The organism is Peptoniphilus catoniae, from assembly GCF_901447155.2.
Taxonomy (GTDB): domain Bacteria; phylum Bacillota; class Clostridia; order Tissierellales; family Peptoniphilaceae; genus Peptoniphilus_E; species Peptoniphilus_E catoniae.
The window spans coordinates 191,420-216,095 of record NZ_LR588413.1 but is presented as its reverse complement, the minus strand read 5'-3'; the positions used below and the strand labels follow the sequence as shown (position 1 = coordinate 216,095).

Sequence of the window (24,676 nt, the reverse complement as noted above, 5' to 3'; positions counted from 1 at the left end):
TAGTAGGTAGGAGGTAATATTATGGATACAGCTACACTTCTAGGAAGCTTTGGTCCTTTTGTACTAATAATGGTGGCTTTCTATTTCTTATTTATAAGACCACAAAAGAAGAGAGAGAAAGCTATTAAAGATATGAGAGAAAACCTTAAGGTTGGAGATGAAATTCTAACTATAGGAGGTATAAAGGGAAAAATAGTTTTAATTAAAGAAGATTATATTGTAATTGAAAGTTCAGCAAACAAAACAAATATTGAACTTATGAAATGGGGAATTAACTCCGTAGTTACAGATAAGGAAGATTTAAAAGCATAATGGAGGTACATATGAAACTTATAAAAACACTTACCGGTAAGAGACTTAAAGATACATTTGCAAAGGGTGGATGTGGTGAATGTCAAACATCATGTCAATCAGCATGTAAAACAAGTTGTACCGTTGGAAATCAAAAATGCGAAAATACTGACAAGTAGAAGGGTAGGTAACAACCGCCCTTTTATTATTTTTAAATAGATATGGGAGAATGTATGAATATACATAAATTTTATTTAAATGATAAATATATAGTATTAGATGTACCAAGTGGATCGGTTCATTTAGTAGATAAAATAGTGTATGACTTAATAGAAGATTTTAATAATTTATCTGAAAATGAGATACTTAATAAGCATAAGAGTGAATATAAAGAAGATTTAATAAGAGAAGCTCTTAAGGAAATAAGTTTTTTAAAAGATGAAGAGATGCTTTTTACAGAAGACAAAAGCTATCTTAAACCAAGCTATAATTCAGAGAATATAATTAAGGCAATGTGTCTACATGTAGCACACGATTGTAATTTAAAGTGTAGGTATTGCTTTGCAGCCCAAGGAAATTTTAAGGGCGAGAGGCTTTTAATGTCTGAAGAAGTTGGTAAAAAGGCTTTAATGTTTCTTATAGAAAATTCAGGAAATAGAAAAAATCTTGAAGTGGATTTTTTCGGAGGAGAGCCTTTGATGAATTTTGATTTAGTAAAGGAGCTTGTTAAATTCGGTAGAGAAAAGGAAAGAGAATATAACAAACACTTTAGATTTACCATAACTACCAATGGAGTTTTACTAGATGATGAAAAAATAGATTTTATAAATGAGAATATGGATAATGTTGTTCTATCCCTTGATGGAAGAAAATCTATAAATGATAACATGCGGCCTACAGTTAACAACAAAGGTTCTTATGAAATAATAGTACCTAAATTTAAAAAACTAGTTGATAAAAGAGGAGACAAGGATTACTACATAAGAGGAACCTTCACTAATGAAAACTTGGATTTCTCAGAGGATTTAAAAGTTTTTTATGATGAAGGGTTTAAAAAAACCTCTATTGAACCTGTAGTTACTGACGAAAAAGAACCTTATGCCATAAGAGAAGAACACTTGGCAAAAATTTTAGACGAATATGTTAGTTTGAGTAAGGATTATATAAATATTAGGAAAAAGGATAAAGATTTTTTATTTTTCCATTTTATGATAGATTTAAACCAAGGTCCCTGTGCAGTAAAGAGGACTGTGGGTTGTGGAGCAGGATCAGAATATGTTGCAGTTACACCGGAAGGTCATATATATCCATGCCATCAATTTGTAGGGGAAAAGGACTTTAAGCTTGGAGATTTGGATAGCGGTATAGTAAACACTGAACTTAGAGATAATTTTAAGTGCAGCAACGTATATACTAAAGAGGATTGTGCTAGCTGTTGGGCAAGGTATTATTGTAGCGGGGGTTGCCATGCCAACGCCTACTACTCAAACGGCACCATAACAAAACCATTTAAGATAGGTTGCGAGATGGAAAAGAAAAGGATAGAATGTGCCATATCCATAGTTGCAAATGAGCAAGACTAAAGAACGGGTTAGCCGTTCTTTTTTTATGACTTGTAGATTATTTTAATTGTACTATATTTGTGTTATACTTAGCTATAATTGGTGATGGTGATTCAATGGAAAAGTGGTTTTTAAAACAGGCTGAAGACAGTTTACAAACAGACTATAAAAAACTTAAAATAAGTAAATTTTTATATAAAATATTGGTTAATAGAGGTATAAACAGTGAAGATGATATAGTAAAATTTTTAAATCCTAGCCTTGATAATTTAAATACGCCTCTTCTTTTGCCAGACCTTATTAAAGCATCTAACATAATTTTAAGCTCCATAAATAAAAAAGAAAAAATAAGAATCATGGGAGATTATGACGTAGACGGGGTTATGAGCACCTATATTTTATATAAGGGTCTTTTAGATATGGGAGCTGATATTGATTTCAGAATACCATCTAGAGTTAAAGACGGCTATGGCATTAATAAGTCTATGATAGATGAGGCCGCAAATGACAATATAGACTTAATATTAACTTGTGATAACGGAATCGCAGCTATTGAAGAAGTAGATTACTGTATTAATAAAGGTATAAAAATAATAGTTACAGATCACCATGAACCTCCTTTATACGAAAATAAAGAAAAACTACCGAGGGCAAATGCACTTGTAGATCCGAAAATAGTTGGATCTAAATATCCATTTAAGGATATATGTGGCGCCTTTGTTGCCTTTAAACTTATTGAATATCTTGTTAGAATACAGGGAATGGATCTTGACTCCTTTTATAAAAAATATCTTGAATTTGCTGCTATAGCAACAGTTTGTGACGTTATGCCTCTTAAGTCTGAAAACAGAGATCTTCTCTATTTTGGTCTAAAAAATCTTAATGAAACTGACAATGTGGGGCTAAGGGCTTTAATTGAAAAAGCAGGTATTCGAAAAGGAGAGATTGATTCTTACCATATAGGATTTATAATCGGTCCTACTATTAATTCAAGTGGAAGGCTTGAAACCGCTTACACTTCGATTAAACTTTTACTTGAGGAAGACTATGCAAAAGCTTGTGAAATTGCTAACTATTTAAGAGAGCTAAATGCTCAAAGACAAAAGTTAACTAATGACGGCTTTAAAGAAATTGAAAACACTATTGAAAAGTATAAGATAACTGAAAAATTTCCTGTTTTAATACTTAGAAAGGAAAATCTTGAGGAATCTGTGGTGGGAATAATAGCAGGAAAAATTAAAGAAAAATACAATCATCCTACTATAGTTTTAACAAGATCCGGGGACCTATTAAAAGGATCAGGAAGAAGTATAGACTCCTACAACATGTTTGAAAAAGTTTCTGAACACAAGGATCTTTTAGAGAGATTTGGAGGGCATGCAATGGCTTGTGGTCTTTCTTTAAGAGAGGATAATTTTAAAGATTTTGTTGTTAAGGTAAATAATAGTTCACAAATAAAAAAAGATGATTTAGTAAGAAAAATTTATATAGACGTGGCGATAGATTTTAAAGATATAGACAATTATTTAATTTTTGAAATAGAAAAATTAAAGCCCTTTGGTAATGGCAATCCCAGACCTCTTTTTGTCAGTAAAAACTTATCAATATTAGATATAAATGTTCTTGGCAAAAATAGAAATGTTATAAAAATCTTGTTAAGTGATGGAAAGGCAGAATTTTATGGTTTGCTCTTTAAAGACATTGAAGAATTAAAAAAAGATCTAGCTTTATATGTAGGAGAAGATAGGGTCGAATCTTTATTTTATTATAAAAAGTCGGATTTCAGTCTGGATATTATTTATACACCTGTAATTAATACTTATAAAGGTCTTAACACTATCCAGCTTAATATTAGTAACTATAGGGTAAGTGGTGTTGTTTTATGATTGATGAATTAATTAAAAAAATACAAAAATACAATCCTGATTTAGATGTTGATATGCTAAAGCGGGCTTATAATATGGCTTACGAGCACCATAAAGGGCAAAAAAGGAATTCCGGAGAAGATTATATTGTACACCCTTTAAATGTTGCCATGATTTTAGCAGATATGAATATGGATACTCCTACAATAATTGCAGGGCTTCTTCACGATACTATTGAAGATACAGATGTAACCTATGATGATATAAAAAATGAGTTTAGAGAAGAAATAGCCGATTTAGTTGATGGAGTTACAAAGTTAAAAAAACTTAATTATAAAACAAAGCAGGAAAAACAGGCTGAAAACATTAGAAAAATGGTTCTTGCCATGGCAAAGGATATCAGGGTAATTATAGTAAAGCTTGCTGATAGACTTCACAACATGAGAACTCTTGAGTATATGACAGACGCCAAGAAAAAAGAGAAAGCAATGGAAACTCTTGAAATATATGCTCCTATTGCTGATAGACTTGGTATGAGTAGAATTAAGTGGGAACTTGAAGATTCATCTTTAAGATACCTTGATCCGGAAAACTATTACCAGTTAATGGACATGGTTAATAAGAGAAGAAATGAAAGAGAAGATATAATCAACAGGACAATTGCAATCTTAAAGGAGAACCTTGATAAGGTAAATATAAAGGCTGATATCCACGGCAGACCGAAAAATTTTTATTCGATTTATAAAAAAATGAAAATAAAAGGAAAGGCATTTGATGAAATATATGATCTTTCAGCCATTAGAGTCTTGGTAGACGATATAAAAGATTGTTATGGAGTTTTGGGAGTGGTTCATACCTTATGGAAACCAATTCCAGGTAGGTTTAAAGATTATATAGCTATGCCTAAACCTAATAATTACCAATCTCTTCATACTACAGTAATAGATGACAACGGAGAAACTTTTGAGGTGCAAATAAGAACCTATAAAATGCATCAAACTGCTGAGTATGGTATTGCCGCTCACTGGAAATATAAATCCGGCACTACTAAAACAACTTCATTTGATGAGAATTTAACTTGGTTAAGGCAACTTTTGGAATGGCAAAAGGAGTTTAATGATCCTAATGATTTTATAGAAACCTTAAAAATTGATTTCTTTGCTGACGAAGTGTTTGTTTTCACTCCTGGGGGAGATGTAATAAATCTTCCGGAAGGATCAACTCCTATAGATTTTGCCTATAGGATTCACTCTGCTATAGGAAATACCTGTACCGGTGCAAAGATTAATGGACGTATTGTTGCCTTGGATTATATTTTAAAAAGTGGAGATATAGTAGAAATTATTACTAACTCAAATTCCGGACCGTCAAGGGACTGGCTGAAGATAGTAAAAAGCAACCAGGCAAAGAAAAAAATTCAACAATACTTTAAGGTAAAGGATAGAGATATAAATATTGAGAGAGGCAAAGAAAATCTTGAACATGAAGCTAAAAGATTAGGCTACAGAGTTTCTGATATAGTTAAAGAAGATTGGCTAAATGAAATTAAAGATAAGATGAGCCTAAACAGCTTAGATGATTTATATGCCGGTTTAGGCTTTGGAAGCATAACTATTAATCAGGTATTTTCAAAGCTTATAGATATTTATAAAAAAGAAAATAAAAGCGAACCTCCTATAGTTGAGCCAACTCCTTCAGCTAAACAAAATAAAATATCTCAAGACGGTATTATAGTTAAGGATATAGATAATGTTAAAGTTAGGTTCGCAAAGTGCTGTAATCCAGTTCCGGGAGATGAGGTAGTAGGCTATATAACCATAGGTAGAGGAATTTCAGTTCACAGAGTTGATTGCGCAAATATTAAAGGCTTAAAAGATACAGATAGGCTCATTGAAGTCTATTGGGATAGCGATGAAGGAGCAAGTTACAATACAGAAATTGAAGTAAGAGCCTTTAATAAAGGCAATGTAATATCAGATGTTGCAAGTAAGATAAACGCTTCAAAAATAGCTTTACGTTCCTTAAATGCAAGGGTCAATAAGGACAAGGATTTATACCTTAATTTAATAGTTGAAATAAAAAGTAAGGAAGAACTGACCAAAATTCTCGACAAAATAAGAAAGATAGATAATGTAATAGATGCATATAGAATTAAAGCTTAGGAGGTTAAATTGAGAGCCGTAGTACAAAGGGTTAAGGAAGCCGGCGTAACAGTAGATGGAAAGGAAATATCAAAGATAAAAGAAGGCCTTATGGTTCTTTTAGGGATTGAAGGTGAGGATCAAGATAAGGATCTTGATTATATATATAGAAAGGTTGTCAATCTTAGAGTCTTTGATGATGAAAACGGGATTATGAATAAAAGTCTAATTGATGAAGGCAAGGATATCCTTTTAGTATCTCAATTTACCCTTTACGGAGATGCAAGAAAAGGCAACAGGCCGAGTTATGTAAGAGCTGCTAAATTTAATGAAGGAATAAATTTGTATCAAAAATTTATAGATAAAGCTAAAGAAGATAGAATAAATATTGTAACCGGAGAATACGGTGCAGATATGGATGTTAAATTAATAAATCATGGTCCGGTAACAATACTTTTGGATAGCAGAAAGGAGTTTTAATGAATTTTAAAATAATAAGGCTTATTGTTGGTTCCTATCAGGCAAATTGTTATGTGGTATTTGATGAAGAAAACAGAGCAATTATAATTGATCCAGGTGCTCAAAGTGACTATATAAGAGAAACTATTGAACATAGGGACCTAAAAGTAGACAAAATAATAGTAACTCATGCTCATCCGGATCATTTTGGTGCCATGGAGGAGTTAAGTAAATATTTTAAAGTTAAAACATATATAGGGAAGCATGAAAATGAAATTCTAAAAAAGAGATCATCTGAAATTGGCAAAGAAGTAAGTGCAGATGTTCTTGTCAGAAATGGAGAAGAGATTTCTTTTGGAGAAAATTATTTTAAGGTAATAAAAACTCCGGGGCATACTCCTGATGGAATGTGTTTATTAATTGATAATATTTTATTTTCCGGAGATACTCTTTTTAGAGGATCTATTGGAAGAACGGATTTTGAAGGCGGAGATTATAAAACAATGTTGAATACCCTTAAAAATCTTATGGAGTTACCTGAAGATACCTTAGTTCTTCCGGGACATGGTCCTGAGACAACAATAGGTGACGAAAAAGCTACAAATCCCTTTATTAAAGGTATATTATGATAAAGATTACTTGTGAAGATGGACTTGTAGTTCACAAAATATATGAGTTTTTAAGTATGAGTTTTCCTTCTTATTTAGGGGAAAACTCTATTTATGTAGAAGTGGATTTAAAAGCTGGAAAGATAAAAATAAATTCATGCGATTTTAATAAAGTCATTTACCTTGAGGATGAAAGTGAAAATTCAATTAATAATATAAAAGTTTCTATTTATAAGACTTTATCTGAATATATGGATTACTCTTCATGGGGAATTCTTACGGGAGTAAGACCTGTAAAACTTACAAGAAAACTTTTAAATTTAAATTCCTATAAAGATACTGAAAATATTTTAATAAACAAATATTTACTTTCAAAAGAAAAAGCTGAACTAAGTCTTAAAATAGCAGAAACAGAAAACAAAATTTTAGAATCTTTAAATGATGAATCTTACAGTATATATGTTCATATACCATTTTGTTCAAGCATCTGCAGTTATTGCTCATTTAATTCCATGCTAATAGATAATGATAGAATTAAAAACTATGTGAATGAACTTGTTAGTGAAATTGAAAAAGAGTCAAAATATTTAAAAAGAAATCCCACTTCAATTTATATAGGAGGAGGAACACCAACCTCTATCCCAATTAAAGAGCTGGATAAAGTTTTAAAAGTTCTTAATAAAAACTTTAATATACCAAGAGAATTTACAGTTGAATGTGGAAGATCAGACTCCATAGATTTTGAGAAGTTAAATTTGCTTAAATCCTATGGCGTAAATAGAATAAGTATAAATCCTCAAACTATAAATATTAAAAGCTCAGCTTTAATTAATAGACCTATAGATATTAAAGATATAGAAGATAAGTATGAGCTTGCAAATAAATTAGGATTTGAAAGTATTAACATGGATTTAATACTTGGACTTCCAGGTGAAGATTGTGAAGATATGAAAAAAAGCATTAAATATATAGAAAGTCTTAAACCTGAAAATATTACAATTCATAATCTTTCTTTGAAAAAAGGCTCTAAGCTTTATGAAAATGAATATAATTTTGGAATTAAAATAAATGATGCAGTAAACTTTTCAAAAAGCTATTTAGAAAAAAGAAACTATTATCCCTATTATTTATATAGACAGAAACACATAATTGGAAACGGCGAGAATATAGGATATACTAGATGTGGACACGAGTCTATCTACAATATAGTTATGATAGAAGAATTTCATGATATTATAGGTTTTGGAATGGGAGCATCTACAAAATTTGTTAGAAATGGAAAAATAAATCAAATTATTAATTTTAAAAATATGAAAGACTACTTGTCTAGAAATAGTGAAATTTTTAATAAAAAACTTGAATTTTATAATGAGGTGAGAAATGTTACTTAAAGATATATTAAAAGGGGTTAATATTTTAGATACAAAATTTGAAGTGGATTTTGAAAAAAATATTGACTTTATTTGTTACAATAGCAAGGAGGCAAAGGAGAATTCTTTATTTGTGGCTATAAAGGGTTATATTACAGACGGACATAAATTTATAGCCGAAGCTTTAGCTAAGGGATCTTGTCTTGCAATAGTTGAAGACTTTAAGGATATTGATATAGCTCAAATAAAAGTAGAAAATTCCAGAAAGACTCTTGCGGATATTTCTAAGAACTTTTTTAATGATCCTTCAAAAAAATTGGATATTACAGGAATTACAGCAACTAATGGCAAAACAACAACATCTTTTATGGTAGATAAAATTTACAAGGATGCAGGTTATAAAACAGGTATTATCGGAACGGTTTATGTTAAATATGATAATGTAAATATACCTTCAATTTTAACAACTCCTGAATCTTATAACTTACAGGAGTTTTTTGCAGATATGGTTAATAAAAACATTGATAAGGTAACTATGGAAGTATCTTCTTCCGCTGAAGAACTTTATAGAGTTAGAAATGTAGATTTTGACATAGTAACCTTTAATAATTTTAGCAGAGAACACATTGATCAGCATGGTAGCTTTGAAAATTACTATGCTGTTAAATCCAAGCTCATTAAAGAAGCAAGTGAAAATAGCATTGCAATTTTAAATATGGATTTTCCTCATATAGCAGCTCTTAAGGATAAAACCAAGGCGAGGGTACTATCTTACTCCTTAGAAAACGATAATTATGACTTTTCAATTTCAAATCTTGATTTATCTACTGGATTTGGAAAATATAAATTTAATATATTAAAAGACATAGAGGCAAAAGGCAGACTTATTAAAAAGGGAGCTTTTAATATTGAACTCTCGGTAGCAGGATATTCGTCTGTTATGAATTCATTTGTAGCGATTATAGTGGCTCTTGTTCAAGGTGTGGATACTAAGATTATACAAGAATCCATTAACAGCTTTAAAGGTGTTGAAAGAAGATTTGAAATGATTTATGACAAAGATTTTAAAATCATAGATGATCACTATGCCAATGTCAGAAATATTGAGGTTACTTTAAAAACTCTATCTAAAATGGACTTTAATAATATGAGAATGGTTTATGCCATTAGAGGTAATAGGGGAGTTAATCTTAATAGAGAATGTGCTGAAGTAACTGCAAAGTGGTTAAAAAAACTAAAGGTTAAAACCTTTTATGCCAGCATGAGTGAAGACACTGTTTCTTCAAAAGATAAGGTGTCAGATGATGAACTTGAAGTTTTCAAGAGCGTTATGGACAAGAATGGAATTAAAGTAAAAATTTATAAAAATTTAAAGGACTCAATAGAATCAATTTTAACTCTTGTAGAAGATGGTGACATAGTTTTATTTGCAGGTTGCCAAGGAATGGATAAAGGTGCAAAGTTTGCTTATTCATATATGAAAGATAAAAATCTTATAAAAGATAATGGAGAGTTTGAATTTAAAGTTGAACAAAGAACTTGTTAGCTTGACAGTATATTAATGCAAGATTATAATTAAATTGCTGTTAAATTATGATAGATCACCTGATAGGGTGTTTAGACTCGTCCCTTTTCGGACGAGTTTTTTTAGGAGGATTTATGCTAGATAATATAAAAGGTTTAAAGAGAACTCATTACTGTGGAGAATTAAGAAAAGATAACATAGGACAAGAAGTGGTCCTTATGGGTTGGGTCGCTAAGGAAAGAAACTTAGGATCAATTATATTTTTAGATTTAAGAGATAGAGAGGGTATAGCTCAAGTAGTTTTTGATGATACTGTAGATAAGAATTTATTTGAAAAAGCTTCAGGGCTAAGATCTGAATATATAATAGCCGTAAAAGGGAAAATAAGAGAAAGATCTTCAATTAATAAGAATATAGACACAGGTTATGTTGAAGTTCTTGCAGAAGAACTTAGAATCTTGAATGAATCAGAGGTTCCGCCTATTTATATTAAAGACGATGACAATGTTGCTGAAAACATGAGACTTAAATATAGGTTCCTTGATTTGAGAAAACCTTCAATGCAAAAAAATTTAAAGGCGAGATCAAAGTTCTACAAGGTTACAAGGGACTTTTTCAGTAATGAAGGTTTTATAGAAGTAGAAACTCCTATGCTGTCAAAACCAACTCCTGAAGGAGCAAGGGATTATTTAGTACCTAGTAGGGTAAATGAAGGTAAGTTTTATGCTTTACCTCAATCACCTCAACTTATGAAGCAGCTTTTAATGGTATCAGGAATAGATAAGTATATTCAAATAACAAAATGTTTTAGAGACGAGGACTTAAGAGCTAACAGACAACCTGAGTTTACTCAAATAGACTTGGAAATGTCCTTCATAGATATAGATGATATTATAGAGGTAAATGAAAGATTTATACAAAAAGCCTTTAAAGAAATGCTTAATATAGATTTGGAAGTTCCTTTTAATAGAATGAAATATCAAGAAGCCATGGACAGATTTGGAATAGACAAACCTGATTTGAGATTTGGGTTGGAACTTGTGAATTTATCTGATTGTGTAGAAAATTGTGGATTTAAGGTTTTTGAATCTTCTGTAGAAAATGGTAAAAGTGTAAGAGGTATTAACGTAAAAGACGGTGCCTCACACTATTCAAGAAAGAATATATCAAAGCTTGAAGATTTTGTAAAAGATTTTGGGGCAAAAGGGCTTGCTTGGATGAAAATTGAAAAAGAAGGTATATCATCTCCAATATCTAAATTTTTAAATGAAGATTCAAAGAAGAAGATAGTGAAAAAAATGCAAGCAGAAGATGGGGACCTTTTGCTGTTTGTAGCTGATAGGGATAAGGTAGTTTATGATTCTTTAGGCAATCTTAGAAATAAAATTGCACAAGATATGGATCTTATAGATAAAAATGAATATAAAATTACTTGGATAACTGAATTTCCTCTATTTGAGTATGATGAGGAGGAAGAAAGATTTGTAGCAAAGCATCATCCATTTACATCTCCAATGGACGAGGATGTAGACCTTTTTGATTCAAACATAGAAAATATGAGAGCTAAGGCCTATGACTTAGTTATAAACGGCGATGAAATGGGCGGAGGATCCATAAGAATCAACAACCCATATATACAAAATAAAATGTTTAAGGCTATGGGCTTTGAAGATAGTGAAATTGAAGAGAAGTTTGGATTTTTAATAGAAGCATTTAAGTATGGAGCTCCACCTCACGGAGGAATTGCTTACGGTTTAGATAGACTTATGATGTTGTTTACAGGAGCGGAAAGTATAAGAGATGTAATAGCATTTCCAAAAACTCAATCCGCTACGGATCTATTAACTGGAGCACCTACAGAACTAGACTCAAATGCTTTGGAGGAAGTCCATATTAAAGTTATAAAATAGGTGATTATATGGAAAGCTTAGGAATAGTAACTAAAGTTAAAGGCGATACTATTGAGGTTGCATCAATTAGAGAAGCCTCTTGCGGTACAAGCTGTGAATCCTGTGCAGCCAAGTGTGCTGAGTCAAAGGTTCATACTCAAACTCTTTATAATTCTATAAATGCTGAGGTAGGAGATAAGGTTTTAATAGAGACAAATAGTAAAAACTTTTTGAGATTTATTTTACTGATTTATGGTTTACCTTTGGTATTTTTTATAGTTGGAGTTGTTTCTTCAAACTTTTTTCTAAAGGAAAAGACAGAAAATTATCAGCTAATATCTTTTATCTTTGGAATAGCGTCTATGGTTATTTCTTACTTGATAATAAAAAAAATAGATTCTAATTATAAGGATGTTAAAGAAATAATAGTTTTGAAAAGGTATGAAGCATGAAAGAAAATTCCAAATTTTTATATATTCTTTCAATTCTTTCTTTAATTATATTGGTTTTTTCACTTTTTTTCGGGGGCTTTGCTCTTTTAAAAGCTAATTCTTCTGAAGAACTTGCCAAGGAAAATCAAAAATTAAAGGCGGAAATTGAGAATTTAAACAGTCAAGAAAAAGAATTAAAAAATACCTATAATAAACTTTCTGTTGATTTTGAACAAAAAAAAGTAGATTTTTCAAAAACTTATGGTTTTGATCCTGATATTGACGAAAAAGATTTGTTGGATGAAGAATTGGCTTATTATAGTAATGAAAATGAAAAAATAAAAGCTCAGATTATAGAAAATATTAAAGCTTGTTCTGATTTCTATAAAGGAGACTATTATGAAAGTGAAGAACTTGAAGATCTTTTGTCAAAATTTTCTGACCTTTCAAATAAAAACGAACTAAACAGCTTAAATCCTGACCTTTATAAAGAATTGAACATTGTATCATTTTTAGACTATGCAAAATCTGAAGGAACTATTAAATATTTAAGCTCGATTAATTCTTGGAGTAAGGAGAATAATATATTTCTTTTTATGACTATACCGTATAGCCAGGACCTATATTCAATAAGTAAAGGTCTTACTGACTATGATGTTAATCTTAATAGCACTCAAGCTCAAATAGATGCCATGTATAATCTTTACAGATTTTTTGAAAAATCAGGTTTTAAAACAGGTAAGCTTTCATCAGATAGACTTAATAATTTAAAGAAAACCAACTCAGATTTATTTAAAGATTTTTATGAAAATAAGGGAATTATAGAAACCCTTAAAGAAATAAGTGATAATTATGAAAAGGCTAAGTAATAAATCTTTATTAATAGTTACAATCATTGCTTTAGTAGTATCCGTTTGCATTATCAGCCTTTCCTATACATATATGGAAGGGAAGGGAAATAATGTAGAATTATTAAAGAATGACAATAATATTATAAAAGGTAAAATAGAAGAAAAAAATGCAAATATAGAAATCCTTAATGAAAAGAATAAGTCTCTAAGTGATAAAATAAGTAAAGTAAAAGATCTTGAAAAAAAATTATCTACAAATAGCAATGACCTCGACTTAGCTTCCTTAATAAAGCTATATGATGATTCTAGAATATCTGATATAAACGTAAATATGAGCAACATGAGGATAGAATATTTAGAAAACGAGCCCAAAGATAAAAAGACAATAAAAACTATTTACTATAATGGTGACCCAGCTCCAGAAGAAAGCTATTATGGAAATTTAATAATCGGTTCTTTCCTTTTTGCTGACAGTTATTATACAGATATATCTGAAAATATTGTAGAGGACAATAATAGAATTAATAAGTATATAGGTACTTTTAAATATTTAGATAAAACTGAAAATTTTTATATAAAATATTTGCTTTATAATAATCTTGAACAAAAGGGTCTATTGAAAAATAATATAGACCTTAGTCTATCGGATTTTTCCAAGGATCTTATATTATTAAAAAAATATTACATGGGCCTATATTCATTAAGTAATTACACAGAGCTTTTAACCAAGGGTTCTATGGGCAGTAATTCTTCAACTCTTGGCATGGAAATAAAAAAGTTTTCTTTAGATGAAAATTTAAAATTAGACAAAGATATTTATAAAAAAATTTTGGATAATTATTTATTTTTAATAGATACTTACTCAGAAAATGCAAATTATATTTCAGATATAGATATTTTTACAAGTCCTTATGAAGATGGTAAAAATTTAAAATTTATGGCTGATAGTGATAAGAAGATATTTTTAATAGAAGAGATATCTTCTGATGGTAAATCCTGTTTATATTTCTATGACAGTCTACAAAAGCCTCTTTATAAAATAGATTTGAATACTATTGAGGAAGAATACATTCAAAACAATTCAAACAACAAAGATTACCAGAAATCCTCGAAACTACTAGAGGTCTGCACCCGTAGCCTAAAGGAGAAAGCAATAGCTTCCGAAGCTAGAGATTGAGGGTTCGAATCCCTCCGGGTGCTCCAGTTTTATATAAACTATATAAAACCTCATAAATAGTTAAAATTAATAAAAAACCACTTGGAATTTAAGATTTAAGTTTCTTAGTAACCAAGTGGTTATTTTTATACATTAAATTTAAAGTTAACTACGTCTCCGTCCTTCATTATATATTCTTTTCCCTCAGATCTTATTAGGCCCTTATCTCTAGCCTTTGCCATAGATCCGCAAACTATAAGGTCATCATAGGAAATAATATCTGCTTTTATAAAACCTCTTTCTATATCTGTATGAATTTTACCTGCAGCTTGAGGAGCTTTTGTACCTTTTTTAATTGTCCAGGCTCTTGATTCCATTTCGCCTGTAGTTAGATAGCTTATTAGGCCCAATAGTTTATAACTGGATTTAATAAGTTTGTCTAAGCCTGAACTGTCAAGGCCAAGTTCTTCAAGGAAGAGCTCTTTTTCATCATCAGGTAAAGACTGAATTTGTGATTCTATTTCAGCGCTTATTACTACCATCTCATCTCCATGAGATTTAGCAAAATCAGATACCTCCTTAACATATTTATTGCTTAAAGGATTATTTGAAATGTCATCTTCAGAAACATTTGCCACATATATTACAGGTTTCAAGCTTAAAAGGGCATAATTTCTTATTAAAATTTCCTCTTCTTCGCTAAGTTCTAGATTCCTTGCTGATTGATTTGATTCAAGTATTTGCAGAAGTTTTTTTAGAAGATCAAATTCAGGCTTAAGCTTCTTGTCACCTTTAATTTGTTTCTCTACCTTTGAAAGTCTTTTTTCTATTTGTTCAAGATCTGAGAAAATAAGTTCCAAGTTAATATTTTCAATATCTCTTAAAGGATTTACACTTCCGTCAACGTGTATTATATTTTCATCATCGAAGCACCTTACAACATGTACTATTGCATCAACTTCTCTAATATTTGCTAAAAATTGATTTCCAAGTCCTTCTCCCTTACTGGCACCTTTAACTAAACCTGCAATATCAAAAAATTCAATGGAAGCATTTACAATTCTTTGACTATTGCTGATTTCGCTAAGCTTATCAAGTCTTTCATCAGGAACCTTAACCATTCCTACATTAGGATCTATAGTTGCAAATGGATAGTTCGCAGCTTCAGCACCTGCGGCAGTCAGGGCATTAAAAAGAGTGGATTTTCCTACGTTGGGAAGTCCGACTATTCCAAGTTTCATTATATCGCCTCATTTCATCAATGTATTATACCATACTGAAGAACTAACTACAGCATTTTTTCAAGATCCATAAATCTATCAAAATCTTCAGAGCTTAGTAGATCTAATTTTATAACGGCTTCTTTAAGAGATAGATTTTCCTTATATGCAAGATTTACAACTCTTACAGAGTTTTCATATCCTATATATGGATTAAGGGCGGTTACAAGCATTAAAGATTTGTCAAGGTAAGCCTTCATTTTATCTTCTCTAGGTTTAATACCTTTAAGACAATTTATATTAAATGAATTTAATGCATCAGTTAGAAGCCTTGCCGAATTTAAAAAGTTATATATAATCAACGGCATAAAAGTATTAAGCTCAAATTGCCCTTGAGATGCTGCAAATCCTATTGCTGCATCATTACCCATAACCTGTATACATACCATAGTTAAAGCTTCAGCCTGAGTTGGATTTACTTTTCCAGGCATTATAGAAGAACCGGGTTCATTTTCAGGAAGGGTCAACTCTCCTATACCGCATCTCGGTCCACTGGAAAGGAGCCTTATATCATTAGCTATTTTAAATAAGTTTGCACTAAGTGCCTTTAGAGCACCATGAGCGAAAACTAAATCATCTTTTGATGTAAGAGAGTGAAATTTATTTTCAGAAGAAATAAAATCATAGTTGAGTTTATCTCTTAAAACTGAGCAGACCTCATTTCCAAAGTTTTTTCTTGCATTTATACCGGTACCTACAGCAGTTCCACCTATAGCAAGTTTTAGCAAATTTTCCATGGACAAAGATATCATTGATTTTGAATTTTCAAGCATAGTTCTGTATCCGCTAAGTTCTTGGGAAAATTTTATAGGTGTTGCGTCTTGTAAATGAGTCCTTCCTATTTTAACGAGATTACCGTATTGTTCCTCAAGGCCTTTAAAGGTTTCTATAACACTTGATAACTGTGGAATAAGGTGCTTATCAAGTTCAATTACAGCTGCTATGTGCATAGCGCTTGGAAAAACGTCGTTAGAGCTTTGGGACATATTAACATCATCATTTGGATGTAAAAGCTTTCTTTTTAAAATTTCATTTCCTCTATTTGCTATTACCTCATTAATATTCATATTAGTTTGAGTGCCTGAACCTGTTTGAAAGACTTTAAGAGGAAAATTATCATCAAGTTCACCTGAAATAATTTCATTTACAACATCTACAATTACATTAGATTTTTCTTCGGACAAATCTTTATTTTTAAAATTGACTATAGCACAAGCTGCTTTTAGTATAGACATAGCATAAATAAGCTCCAAGGGCATTTTATCTTTTCCAATTTTAAAATTATTTAATGATCTTTGAGTGGATGAGCCCCAATATACATTTGCTGGAACCTGTATCTCACCCATGGCATCATGTTCAAGTTTGTATTTCATTTTTCAATCTCCATATTTAAATTATATATAATTTAAGTATAAGGATAAAAATTTAAAATATCAATTAAGCATAGTTAATATTGATTTCTATTTTTATAGTAAATAAGCGGCAAATGTGATAAACTTAGATACTAAAGAGATAAAAAATAATTCCATGAGAATAGAGAGGTGGATATAATGAGTGCCATAGTTATTAATAATTTAACTAAAAGAGTAGGTAAAAGAAAAATTTTTTCAAATCTTAATCTTGAAGTTATAGAAGGGGAGAGCCTTGCTTTACTTGGTTTGGAAGAATCCGGAAAAACTACACTTGCAAAAATACTTTTTAATTATTTAAAGCCTGCAAAGGGAAAGGCATATATATACGGTATGGACTGTTTAAGAGATTCAAAAACTATTAAAGAATCAGTATCTCTTATTCCTCAACAAATCCTTTATCAAGATAATTTAAGGGCATCTACTATATTTAAAAATACTTTAGATTTCCATAATTTAAAGAATACCGAAGAGGTTTATAGACTTTCAGATTATTTTAATTTTAATATTAGATTGAAAATATCTGAAATGACTGATAATGAAAAAAGGATATTTACTATAATTAATGCTTTAATTATAAGGCCAAGGTTAGTAGTAATTGATGAAGCTACTAAGGAATTAACCCTTAATCAAAAGGAAAAATTTTTCAGCTATCTAGATGAATTGAAAAAGAATGAAGGGCTTACAGTACTTTTACTTACAGATTCTCTTGTAGAGGCTCAAAGATACTGTGATAGAGCTGCCTATTTATATAAGGGCGAAATAATGGAAGTGGAATATTTAAGGGATAAGTTAGCTAATGATAAAATAGTTAAAATCTATAGTCCTTTTGATAACTACAATGCTTTTATAGATATTGGAGCAAGGCTTATAAAAAATGAACCTTTTGAAAAAGTATTTTACTATGATAAGGATCTACTTATTTTGTCAAGAGTTATAGCCAATTCAAATATAGCAAATTATTCCATAGAGGATTCATCTTTATCTGATAAAATCAATGCCTACTATGAAAACAAAGACTTAGCGGGACAGCTTAACAATAGGAGAGAAACTGAAAATATTAATGTAGAAGCTATAAATGAAAACTCTTCAAAAGAAGAAAAAGAATCTTTTGAAAATAAAGAAGATACTGTTTACTTTGAAAGAGATTTTGATGATACAAATTCAAAAAACAGACAGACAGATGACCATCTTTTAGATACTATAGTGACCAGCAATGATGCAAATTATGTTAATGATGACTCATTAAAAGGCGAAACTGAAGAAATTGAAAATTTTGTTTCTACTGAAAATATTGAAAGTGCTGACATGACAGAGGAAAAAATAAATTTATCTGAGGTTGTTGAAAAAGATATTTTAGATGATTCCGATTCAGGAAGCGATGATGACACTATTGTTTTTGAAAATAAACCTTTTAAAGATGACTCCACAGCAGCTTCTTATGAAGATAATAAAAATTCCGATAATGAGGAGGATATTGAATCATGATTTTTACTAGAGAATTTAAACATAATTTTGGTAAAATGATGGCCTGGTTCCTTGTAATAGTTATTCTTACGGGACTTTTACTGGCCTTATATCCAATGATGCTCGATGCAAATATGAAATCTTTATTTGATAGTTTTTCAGGTCAGTTAAGTCCGAGCCTACAAAAGATTTTAGGCTTTGATAAAAAAATAGATTATGCAGATTTAAGTGAATATGTTTCCTTTATTAATCAATATATGATTATACTTATTGCAATGTTTGCTATGCAAATAGGCGCAAATTCACTTTCAAGAGATTTAGATGACGGATCAATACAGTACCTATATTCAAATCCTGTTTCCAGATCTGAAATAGTCACTCAAAAAATATTTGCAAATATATTAATATATATTATTTTCTTAATTTTACTTATGGTAGCAACATTCTTCATAATTACCATACCGCCTCTTGCTAAAGATATAATTGCAGCAAGTTTGCTTTTAGATCTTGGGAAAATATTTTTGGGAATGCTAATTACCGGCTTAATCTTTATGGCTGTAGGGTTGCTTTTTAGTTCTTTGTCTAAGTCAACACATTTTAGTGACGGAACTAGTGTATTATTTGTAATATTTATAGTTGCTTTCTTAATATTTGGCAAGATTTATGGAGGAAGTTTACTTGGAATTGCTAATGCTATACCTTTTGAAGCCTTTCACCCTATAGTTTTATTAAAGGGCGGAATAGATTTTATAAAGGCCGGCATAAATCTTATTATATTTTTTGTTCTTATTGCTATAAGCTATGGAATTTACAATTCAAAAGACCTTGATTTTTAAAAGAACCTGTATAAACAGGTTTTTTTATTAAATATTTCTTGCTTGTAAGATTGGCTTATGTTATACTAATCTTCGGTAAAGAAGACAATACACACATTTTCAGATGTATCGGGAGTTGCTTATGAGTCCCCGATGCAAATGACGAAAATGGAGGAAAAAAACGGAGGTGAATATTTTGTCAGTTATATCAATGAAGTCTCTACTAGAGGCGGGTGTACATTTTGGTCACCAAACTAGAAGATGGAATCCTAAAATGGCTAGGTATATATTTACTCAAAGAAATGGTATTTATATAATAGATCTTCAAAAAACTGTCAAAAAAATTAATGAAGCTTACGAATTTGTAAGAGAAGTTACTGCAGAAGGCGGAAAGATTCTTTTCGTCGGCACTAAAAAGCAAGCGCAAGATGCGATTGAAAAGGAAGCTAAAAGATGTGAAATGCCATATATTAATCAAAGATGGCTTGGCGGTCTTTTAACTAACTACAAGACTATTAAAGGTAGAATCGACAGGCTACATGAGCTTGGGGAAATGGAAACAAACGGAATGTTTGATGTACTGCCTAAAAAAGAAGTTATAAAATTAAGACACGAAGAAGAAAAGCTTGAAAAATTCTTAGGCGGAATTAAGGACATGGGTGGAATTCCAGATGCCATATTTATAGTTGATCCTAAAAAAGAAAGACTTGCAGTTAAAGAAGCTCAAATTTTAGGAATACCAGTGGTAGGTATTATTGATACAAACTGTGATCCTGACGAAATCGACTATCCAATTCCTGGCAATGACGATGCTATAAGAGCTGTTAAATTAATTACTGAAACAATTGCAAATGCGGTGTTGGAAGGAAAGCAAGGTACTCAAACTGAGGATTATACAGAAGAAAAATCAGAATCAACAGAAGAGTCTGATAATATTTCTGAAGAGGTTAGTGCTAGCGCACAAGAAGATCTTCAAGAAGAAGCACCGGTTATAGATAAAGAAGAAGAATAAGATTCTGTGAGAGTTCTAAAGCTATGCCTTTAAAACTCTCTTTTTTTTAAGGAGGAATAAAAAATGGAAATTACAACTGCAGCAATTAAAGAACTTAGAGAAAAAACATCAGCAGGCATGATGGATTGTAAAAAAGCTCTTGTAGAAACAGGAGGAGATTTAGATAAGGCAGTAGATATTTTAAGGGAAAAAGGACTTGCATCAATAGCTAAAAAATCTTCAAGAATTGCATCTGAGGGTATAGTTGATTCTTATATTCATGGCGGAAGAATTGGAGTTTTAGTTGAAGTTAATACTGAAACTGACTTTGTTGCTAAAAATGAAGAATTTAAAGCTTTCGTTAAAGATGTAGCTATGCAAGTGGCAGCTGTTTCTCCTAAATATGTTTCTCGTGACCAAGTACCTGAGGAAGAGCTTGAGCATGAGAGATCAATTCTAAGAGAGCAAGCTTTAAACGAAGGAAAACCTGAACATATTGTAGAAAAAATGGTTGCAGGTCGTTTGGAAAAATTCTACGAAGAAATTGTTCTTTTAGATCAAAAATTCATTAAAGATCCTGACCTTAAAGTACAAGATGTATTAAATAACATAGCTTCAAAAATCGGAGAAAATATTAAAATCAGAAGATTTGTAAGATATGAAGTTGGTGAAGGTCTTGAAAAGAGAGAAGAAGATTTTGCAGAAGAAGTGGCAAAACAACTAGGCAATTAAGGTGACAATATGAATCCGAAATATAAAAGGATTATATTAAAGCTAAGTGGAGAAGCTATGGCTGGAGAAAAAGGCATAGGTATTGATATGGATACTGTAAAAACCATAGCCTCTCAAGTAAAAGCGATTAGCGAAATGAGGGTTGAAACAGGTATAGTTGTAGGCGGAGGAAACTTTTGGAGAGGCAGAGACTCCGAAAACATGGATAGAGCTACCTCCGATTATATGGGAATGTTGGGTACCGTAATGAATGCCCTTGCACTTCAAGACTCACTTGAAAACATGGGGGTAATAACAAGGGTCCAAACAGCTATAGAAATGAAAGAAGTAGCTGAGCCCTACATTAGAAGAAGAGCCATAAGACATTTAGAAAAGGGAAGAGTTGTTATATTCTCTGCAGGTATAGGTAATCCATACTTTTCTACAGATACTACAGCAGCTCTAAGAGCCGCAGAAATTTCAGCGGAAGTTATACTCCTTGCTAAAAAGGGAGTAGACGGAATATATGACTCAGACCCTAAACTAAATCCCGATGCAAAGAAATTTTTAGAACTTTCTTATTTAGAGATAATAAATAAAAAGTTGAAAATCATGGATACTACAGCTACATCCTTGTGCATGGATAATAAAATTCCGTTAATTGTATTTGGAATAGACAAACCAAGTTCAATGATAGATGTAGTTTGTGGCAAAAATATAGGTACTAAAGTAAAATAAGGAGGATCACTATGATAGCTGATATAAAAAAAGATGCTGAAAAGAGAATGGTTAAAACTATTTCAGTATATAAAGAAGACCTTCAAAGCATTAGAGCAGGAAGGGCAAATCCGACTTTACTTGATAAAATAACAATTGACTACTATGGGCAACAAACTCCTATTAATCAAGCCTCTTCAATATCTGCTCCTGAGCCGAGATTACTTGTTATTCAACCTTGGGATGTAAATTTAATTCCTCAAATAGAAAAATCCATTTTAAAATCGGATTTAGGCTTAAATCCCTCAAATGACGGGAAATTAATTAGACTTGTAATTCCGCAGCTTACAGAAGAAAGACGTACAGAGCTTACAAAAGTTGTTAAGAAAAATGGCGAGAATGCAAAGGTAGCTTTAAGAAACATAAGACGTGAAGCTATAGATGAAATTAAAAAGCTTGAGAAAGCAAAAGAAATTTCTGAAGACGACAGAAAAGTTGCTGAAGATGACATTCAAAAAATTACAGATAAACATATTAATTTAGTAGATGAAGCAACAAAAATTAAAGAAGAAGAGTTAATGGAAATTTAATAAAGAGGCCCTAGGCCTCTTTTTACTTAATAGGTGAAATATGAGTTTAATTGAAAAAATAGATAAAACTAAATTGCCCGCACATATAGGAATAATAATGGATGGAAATGGGCGTTGGGCAAAAAAAAGGGGATTACCTAGATCATTAGGACATAGTGAAGGCGCTAAAAGGGTTGTAGAAATTGTAGAAGCTTCCTATAAGTTAGGTATTAAATCTCTATCCTTATATGCATTTTCCACAGAAAACTGGAAAAGACCAAAGGAGGAGGTTTCTAAGCTTATGGATCTTTTAGTTTTTTATATAAGAAACCAACTTAGCATAATTAAAAAAAATAATATAAAGATAAACCTACTTGGAGACATTAATCCACTACCTGAAAAAGTTAAAAAAGAAATAGATATTGCATTGTCATCAACTAGGGACAATGATAGAATGATACTTAATATTGGATTAAATTATGGTGGTAGAAGTGAGATTGTTAGAGCAACAAAACTCATTTACAAAGATATAGAAGCTGGCATTTTAAATATAGAAAACTTGAATGAAGGAACCTTTAAAGAATATCTTTACACCAAAGGCCAAGAAGAGCTTGATCTTCTAATAAGACCAAGTGGTGAGCTTAGAGTTAGCAATTTTATGCTTTATCAGCTTGCCTATAGTGAGTTTTGGTTTTCTAATGTATTATGGCCTGATTTTACAGAAGAAGTTTTATATGAAGCTATAGTTGATTATCAAAATAGAAACAGAAGATTTGGAGGATTAAATGTCTGATTTTACAAAAAGGTTTACAACCGGAGCAATAGGCATAATCTTTTTGGGAATACTTATTTATCTCGGAGGATTGTATCTGAAATTTTCCCTTGCCATCGTCTCTGCTTTTGCATCTTATGAGTTGGCTAATGCCTTTAGAAAAATAAGGATTAGAGTAAATTTAGATGCTATAGTTTTAGGAATTGTCTTACTCTTAATTTTTGATAAAATAGTAATTCCTGAATACTTTGCTATTATAGCTGTACTTGTTGTGTCTTTTATTATGTTTTTATTTGGTAATTATTCAACATCAGATCTTACACACACAGTATTTATTTTTATCTATGTTCCTTTTATATTTAATTTATTTAGTCAGCTTCCAAGAAAGTTTTTTATAATGGTGTTTCTAATCGCCTTTATTACAGACACCTTTGCCTATCTAATAGGATCTACTTTCGGCAAGCACAAGCTTATAGAAAAAGTGAGCCCTAAAAAATCTATTGAGGGGGCAGTGGGAGGAGTATTGGGGTGTTTAATTATTACCCTTATATATTCTTATTATGTTGGACTAAACATTAACTTGGAACTATTGTTTTTGATCGTTGCAAGTTCTATTATGGCTCAGTTAGGAGACTTATTTGCATCTAAAATAAAAAGAATTACAGGAATTAAAGATTATAGTAATTTGCTTCCTGGACATGGAGGCTTAATGGATAGATTTGACAGTGTGATTATGGTAATACCAATGGTATATTTAATTTACTATTTTTACGTTTTATAGGAGGAAGAATGTATACTTTGATAGGTTCAATATTTGTGTTTATGTTAGTTATACTTCTACACGAATTTGGTCACTATAGTGTTGCAAAACTTGTAGGAATTAAAGTTAATGAATTTTCAGTAGGCATGGGCCCTAAACTTATTCAGAAACAGAAGGGAGAAACTAAGTATTCTCTTAGAGCCTTACCTATAGGAGGATATGTGGCCATGGAAGGGGAGGAAGAAAGCTCCGATGATCCAAGAAGCTTTTCGAATGTATCGGTTCCAAAAAGAATGGCTGTAGTTGTTGCAGGCGTGTTTATGAACCTTGTACTGGCAATATTATCCTTTATTATATTAGCATCAATAATGGGTGTTCCTTCAAATTCCAATATTGTTGGAAGTGTAAAAAAAGATTCGCCTGCTATGGTTGCCGATATTAAACCCGGAGATAAGGTTATAAAAATAGATAATGAACTTATAAATTCCTGGGAAGATATTATAAAAAATATTTCTAAAAAGGATCCAAATAAGGATATAAATCTTGTTATAGAAAGGCGTGGAGAAAGCTTAACTAAGACTTTAAAACCAATAGAATATGAAGGCTATTCAGTTATTGGGATAGGGTTTTCAAAATCCTTTGGATCAGTAGTAAAATTTGGCTTTACAAAAACCTTTTCTGTTGTAGCAGATGTTTTCTCAGTACTTGGAGGTCTTTTAGTAGGTGGAGTTGATGTTTCCATGCTGGCAGGACCTGTTGGGGTTATATCAGCTATAGGGCAAGCTACATCTGCAGGATTTGTGAATCTGATTTTTATTTTAGGAATTATAAGCGCAAATCTTGCTGTTGTTAATATACTTCCTATACCGGCCCTCGATGGAGGAAAACTCTTATTTTTAATAATAGAAGCTATAAGGGGCAAAAAAGTTAATGAAAAAATTGAAAGTGCTTTAAGCTTTGCCGGGCTTGTATTTTTATTTGGAATTATGATTTATGTTACAATTTTTGGTGACCTAACAAGGCTAAGATTTTAGGTG

The 24,676-nt window shown here is 31.2% G+C and carries 23 protein-coding genes and 1 tRNA gene; 22 read left to right on the top strand and 2 right to left on the bottom strand.

Features of this window, described 5'->3' with window-relative positions; genetic code table 11:
• Window positions 1-21 precede the first annotated feature (21 nt).
• The 13 genes from yajC to PEPCATONIAE_RS01190 all read left to right on the top strand — a co-directional run bounded on the left by yajC (window position 22) and on the right by PEPCATONIAE_RS01190 (window position 14,195).
• Window positions 22-312: a preprotein translocase subunit YajC gene (gene yajC / locus PEPCATONIAE_RS01250; RefSeq protein WP_138159084.1), complete on the top strand. Its 291-nt coding sequence runs from the start codon at window positions 22-24 to the stop codon at window positions 310-312.
• An 11-nt stretch (window positions 313-323) separates the two neighbouring features.
• Window positions 324-470 carry a six-cysteine ranthipeptide SCIFF gene (gene scfA, locus PEPCATONIAE_RS01245; protein WP_045078064.1) on the top strand — a complete coding sequence of 49 codons (147 nt, stop codon included), beginning with the start codon at window positions 324-326 and terminating at the stop codon, window positions 468-470.
• A 54-nt stretch (window positions 471-524) separates the two neighbouring features.
• Complete coding sequence (gene scfB / locus PEPCATONIAE_RS01240; protein WP_246060400.1) at window positions 525-1,874, top strand: thioether cross-link-forming SCIFF peptide maturase; 1,350 nt, start codon at window positions 525-527, stop codon at window positions 1,872-1,874.
• A gap of 95 nt (window positions 1,875-1,969) precedes the next feature.
• Window positions 1,970-3,739, top strand: a complete 1,770-nt coding sequence (recJ, locus tag PEPCATONIAE_RS01235) for a single-stranded-DNA-specific exonuclease RecJ (protein ID WP_138159080.1) — start codon at window positions 1,970-1,972, stop codon at window positions 3,737-3,739.
• Window positions 3,736-5,880: a RelA/SpoT family protein gene (locus PEPCATONIAE_RS01230; protein WP_138159078.1), complete on the top strand. Its 2,145-nt coding sequence runs from the start codon at window positions 3,736-3,738 to the stop codon at window positions 5,878-5,880. The genes recJ and PEPCATONIAE_RS01230 overlap by 4 nt, the downstream gene beginning before the upstream one ends.
• Window positions 5,881-5,889: 9 nt before the next feature.
• Window positions 5,890-6,339: a D-aminoacyl-tRNA deacylase gene (gene dtd / locus PEPCATONIAE_RS01225; RefSeq protein WP_138159076.1), complete on the top strand. Its 450-nt coding sequence runs from the start codon at window positions 5,890-5,892 to the stop codon at window positions 6,337-6,339.
• Window positions 6,339-6,947, top strand: coding sequence for an MBL fold metallo-hydrolase (locus PEPCATONIAE_RS01220; RefSeq protein WP_138159074.1), 609 nt, complete (start codon window positions 6,339-6,341; stop codon window positions 6,945-6,947). Before dtd ends, PEPCATONIAE_RS01220 begins: the two co-directional genes overlap by 1 nt.
• Entirely contained in the window at window positions 6,944-8,317 is a 1,374-nt protein-coding gene (hemZ, locus tag PEPCATONIAE_RS01215) for a coproporphyrinogen dehydrogenase HemZ (RefSeq protein WP_138159072.1), read from the top strand. Before PEPCATONIAE_RS01220 ends, hemZ begins: the two co-directional genes overlap by 4 nt.
• On the top strand, window positions 8,307-9,842 hold the full coding sequence (locus PEPCATONIAE_RS01210) for a Mur ligase family protein (RefSeq protein WP_138159070.1): 1,536 nt from the start codon (window positions 8,307-8,309) through the stop codon (window positions 9,840-9,842). Before hemZ ends, PEPCATONIAE_RS01210 begins: the two co-directional genes overlap by 11 nt.
• Window positions 9,843-9,955: 113 nt before the next feature.
• The gene (gene aspS, locus PEPCATONIAE_RS01205) at window positions 9,956-11,731 is read left to right on the top strand and encodes an aspartate--tRNA ligase (protein WP_138159069.1); all 1,776 of its coding nucleotides are present in this window, start codon (window positions 9,956-9,958) and stop codon (window positions 11,729-11,731) included.
• An 8-nt stretch (window positions 11,732-11,739) separates the two neighbouring features.
• The gene (locus PEPCATONIAE_RS01200; RefSeq protein ID WP_138159067.1) at window positions 11,740-12,162 is read left to right on the top strand and encodes a SoxR reducing system RseC family protein; all 423 of its coding nucleotides are present in this window, start codon (window positions 11,740-11,742) and stop codon (window positions 12,160-12,162) included.
• The gene (locus PEPCATONIAE_RS01195; RefSeq protein WP_138159065.1) at window positions 12,159-13,010 is read left to right on the top strand and encodes a hypothetical protein; all 852 of its coding nucleotides are present in this window, start codon (window positions 12,159-12,161) and stop codon (window positions 13,008-13,010) included. The genes PEPCATONIAE_RS01200 and PEPCATONIAE_RS01195 overlap by 4 nt, the downstream gene beginning before the upstream one ends.
• A gap of 1,109 nt (window positions 13,011-14,119) precedes the next feature.
• Window positions 14,120-14,195 (top strand) — tRNA-Arg (locus PEPCATONIAE_RS01190).
• A 99-nt stretch (window positions 14,196-14,294) separates the two neighbouring features.
• Here the strand turns inward: PEPCATONIAE_RS01190 and ychF are convergent.
• Window positions 14,295-15,389 (bottom strand): redox-regulated ATPase YchF, encoded by a 1,095-nt coding sequence (gene ychF, locus PEPCATONIAE_RS01185; protein ID WP_138159063.1) that lies wholly within the window; start codon window positions 15,387-15,389, stop codon window positions 14,295-14,297.
• Window positions 15,390-15,436: 47 nt separating this feature from the next.
• A complete protein-coding gene (fumC, locus tag PEPCATONIAE_RS01180) occupies window positions 15,437-16,801 on the bottom strand; it encodes a class II fumarate hydratase (protein WP_138159061.1) in 1,365 nt (454 codons plus the stop codon).
• 177 nt (window positions 16,802-16,978) lie between these two features.
• On the opposite strand from fumC, the gene PEPCATONIAE_RS01175 reads away from it, so the two are divergent.
• The 9 genes from PEPCATONIAE_RS01175 to rseP all read left to right on the top strand — a co-directional run bounded on the left by PEPCATONIAE_RS01175 (window position 16,979) and on the right by rseP (window position 24,673).
• Window positions 16,979-18,325 (top strand): ATP-binding cassette domain-containing protein, encoded by a 1,347-nt coding sequence (locus PEPCATONIAE_RS01175; protein ID WP_138159059.1) that lies wholly within the window; start codon window positions 16,979-16,981, stop codon window positions 18,323-18,325.
• Complete coding sequence (locus PEPCATONIAE_RS01170; protein ID WP_138159057.1) at window positions 18,322-19,140, top strand: ABC transporter permease subunit; 819 nt, start codon at window positions 18,322-18,324, stop codon at window positions 19,138-19,140. Before PEPCATONIAE_RS01175 ends, PEPCATONIAE_RS01170 begins: the two co-directional genes overlap by 4 nt.
• 175 nt (window positions 19,141-19,315) lie before the next feature.
• Window positions 19,316-20,131 (top strand): 30S ribosomal protein S2, encoded by an 816-nt coding sequence (rpsB, locus tag PEPCATONIAE_RS01165; RefSeq protein ID WP_138159055.1) that lies wholly within the window; start codon window positions 19,316-19,318, stop codon window positions 20,129-20,131.
• A gap of 63 nt (window positions 20,132-20,194) precedes the next feature.
• Window positions 20,195-20,842, top strand: coding sequence for a translation elongation factor Ts (tsf, locus tag PEPCATONIAE_RS01160; protein WP_138159053.1), 648 nt, complete (start codon window positions 20,195-20,197; stop codon window positions 20,840-20,842).
• A 9-nt stretch (window positions 20,843-20,851) separates the two neighbouring features.
• Window positions 20,852-21,559 (top strand): UMP kinase, encoded by a 708-nt coding sequence (gene pyrH, locus PEPCATONIAE_RS01155; protein WP_138159051.1) that lies wholly within the window; start codon window positions 20,852-20,854, stop codon window positions 21,557-21,559.
• Between the two features lie 11 nt (window positions 21,560-21,570).
• Complete coding sequence (gene frr, locus PEPCATONIAE_RS01150) at window positions 21,571-22,128, top strand: ribosome recycling factor (RefSeq protein ID WP_138159049.1); 558 nt, start codon at window positions 21,571-21,573, stop codon at window positions 22,126-22,128.
• Window positions 22,129-22,168: 40 nt separating this feature from the next.
• Window positions 22,169-22,900 (top strand): undecaprenyl pyrophosphate synthase, encoded by a 732-nt coding sequence (gene uppS / locus PEPCATONIAE_RS01145; RefSeq protein WP_138159047.1) that lies wholly within the window; start codon window positions 22,169-22,171, stop codon window positions 22,898-22,900.
• Complete coding sequence (locus PEPCATONIAE_RS01140) at window positions 22,893-23,660, top strand: phosphatidate cytidylyltransferase (protein WP_138159045.1); 768 nt, start codon at window positions 22,893-22,895, stop codon at window positions 23,658-23,660. Before uppS ends, PEPCATONIAE_RS01140 begins: the two co-directional genes overlap by 8 nt.
• Before the next feature lie 8 nt (window positions 23,661-23,668).
• Window positions 23,669-24,673, top strand: coding sequence for an RIP metalloprotease RseP (gene rseP, locus PEPCATONIAE_RS01135; RefSeq protein ID WP_138159043.1), 1,005 nt, complete (start codon window positions 23,669-23,671; stop codon window positions 24,671-24,673).
• Window positions 24,674-24,676 lie beyond the last annotated feature (3 nt).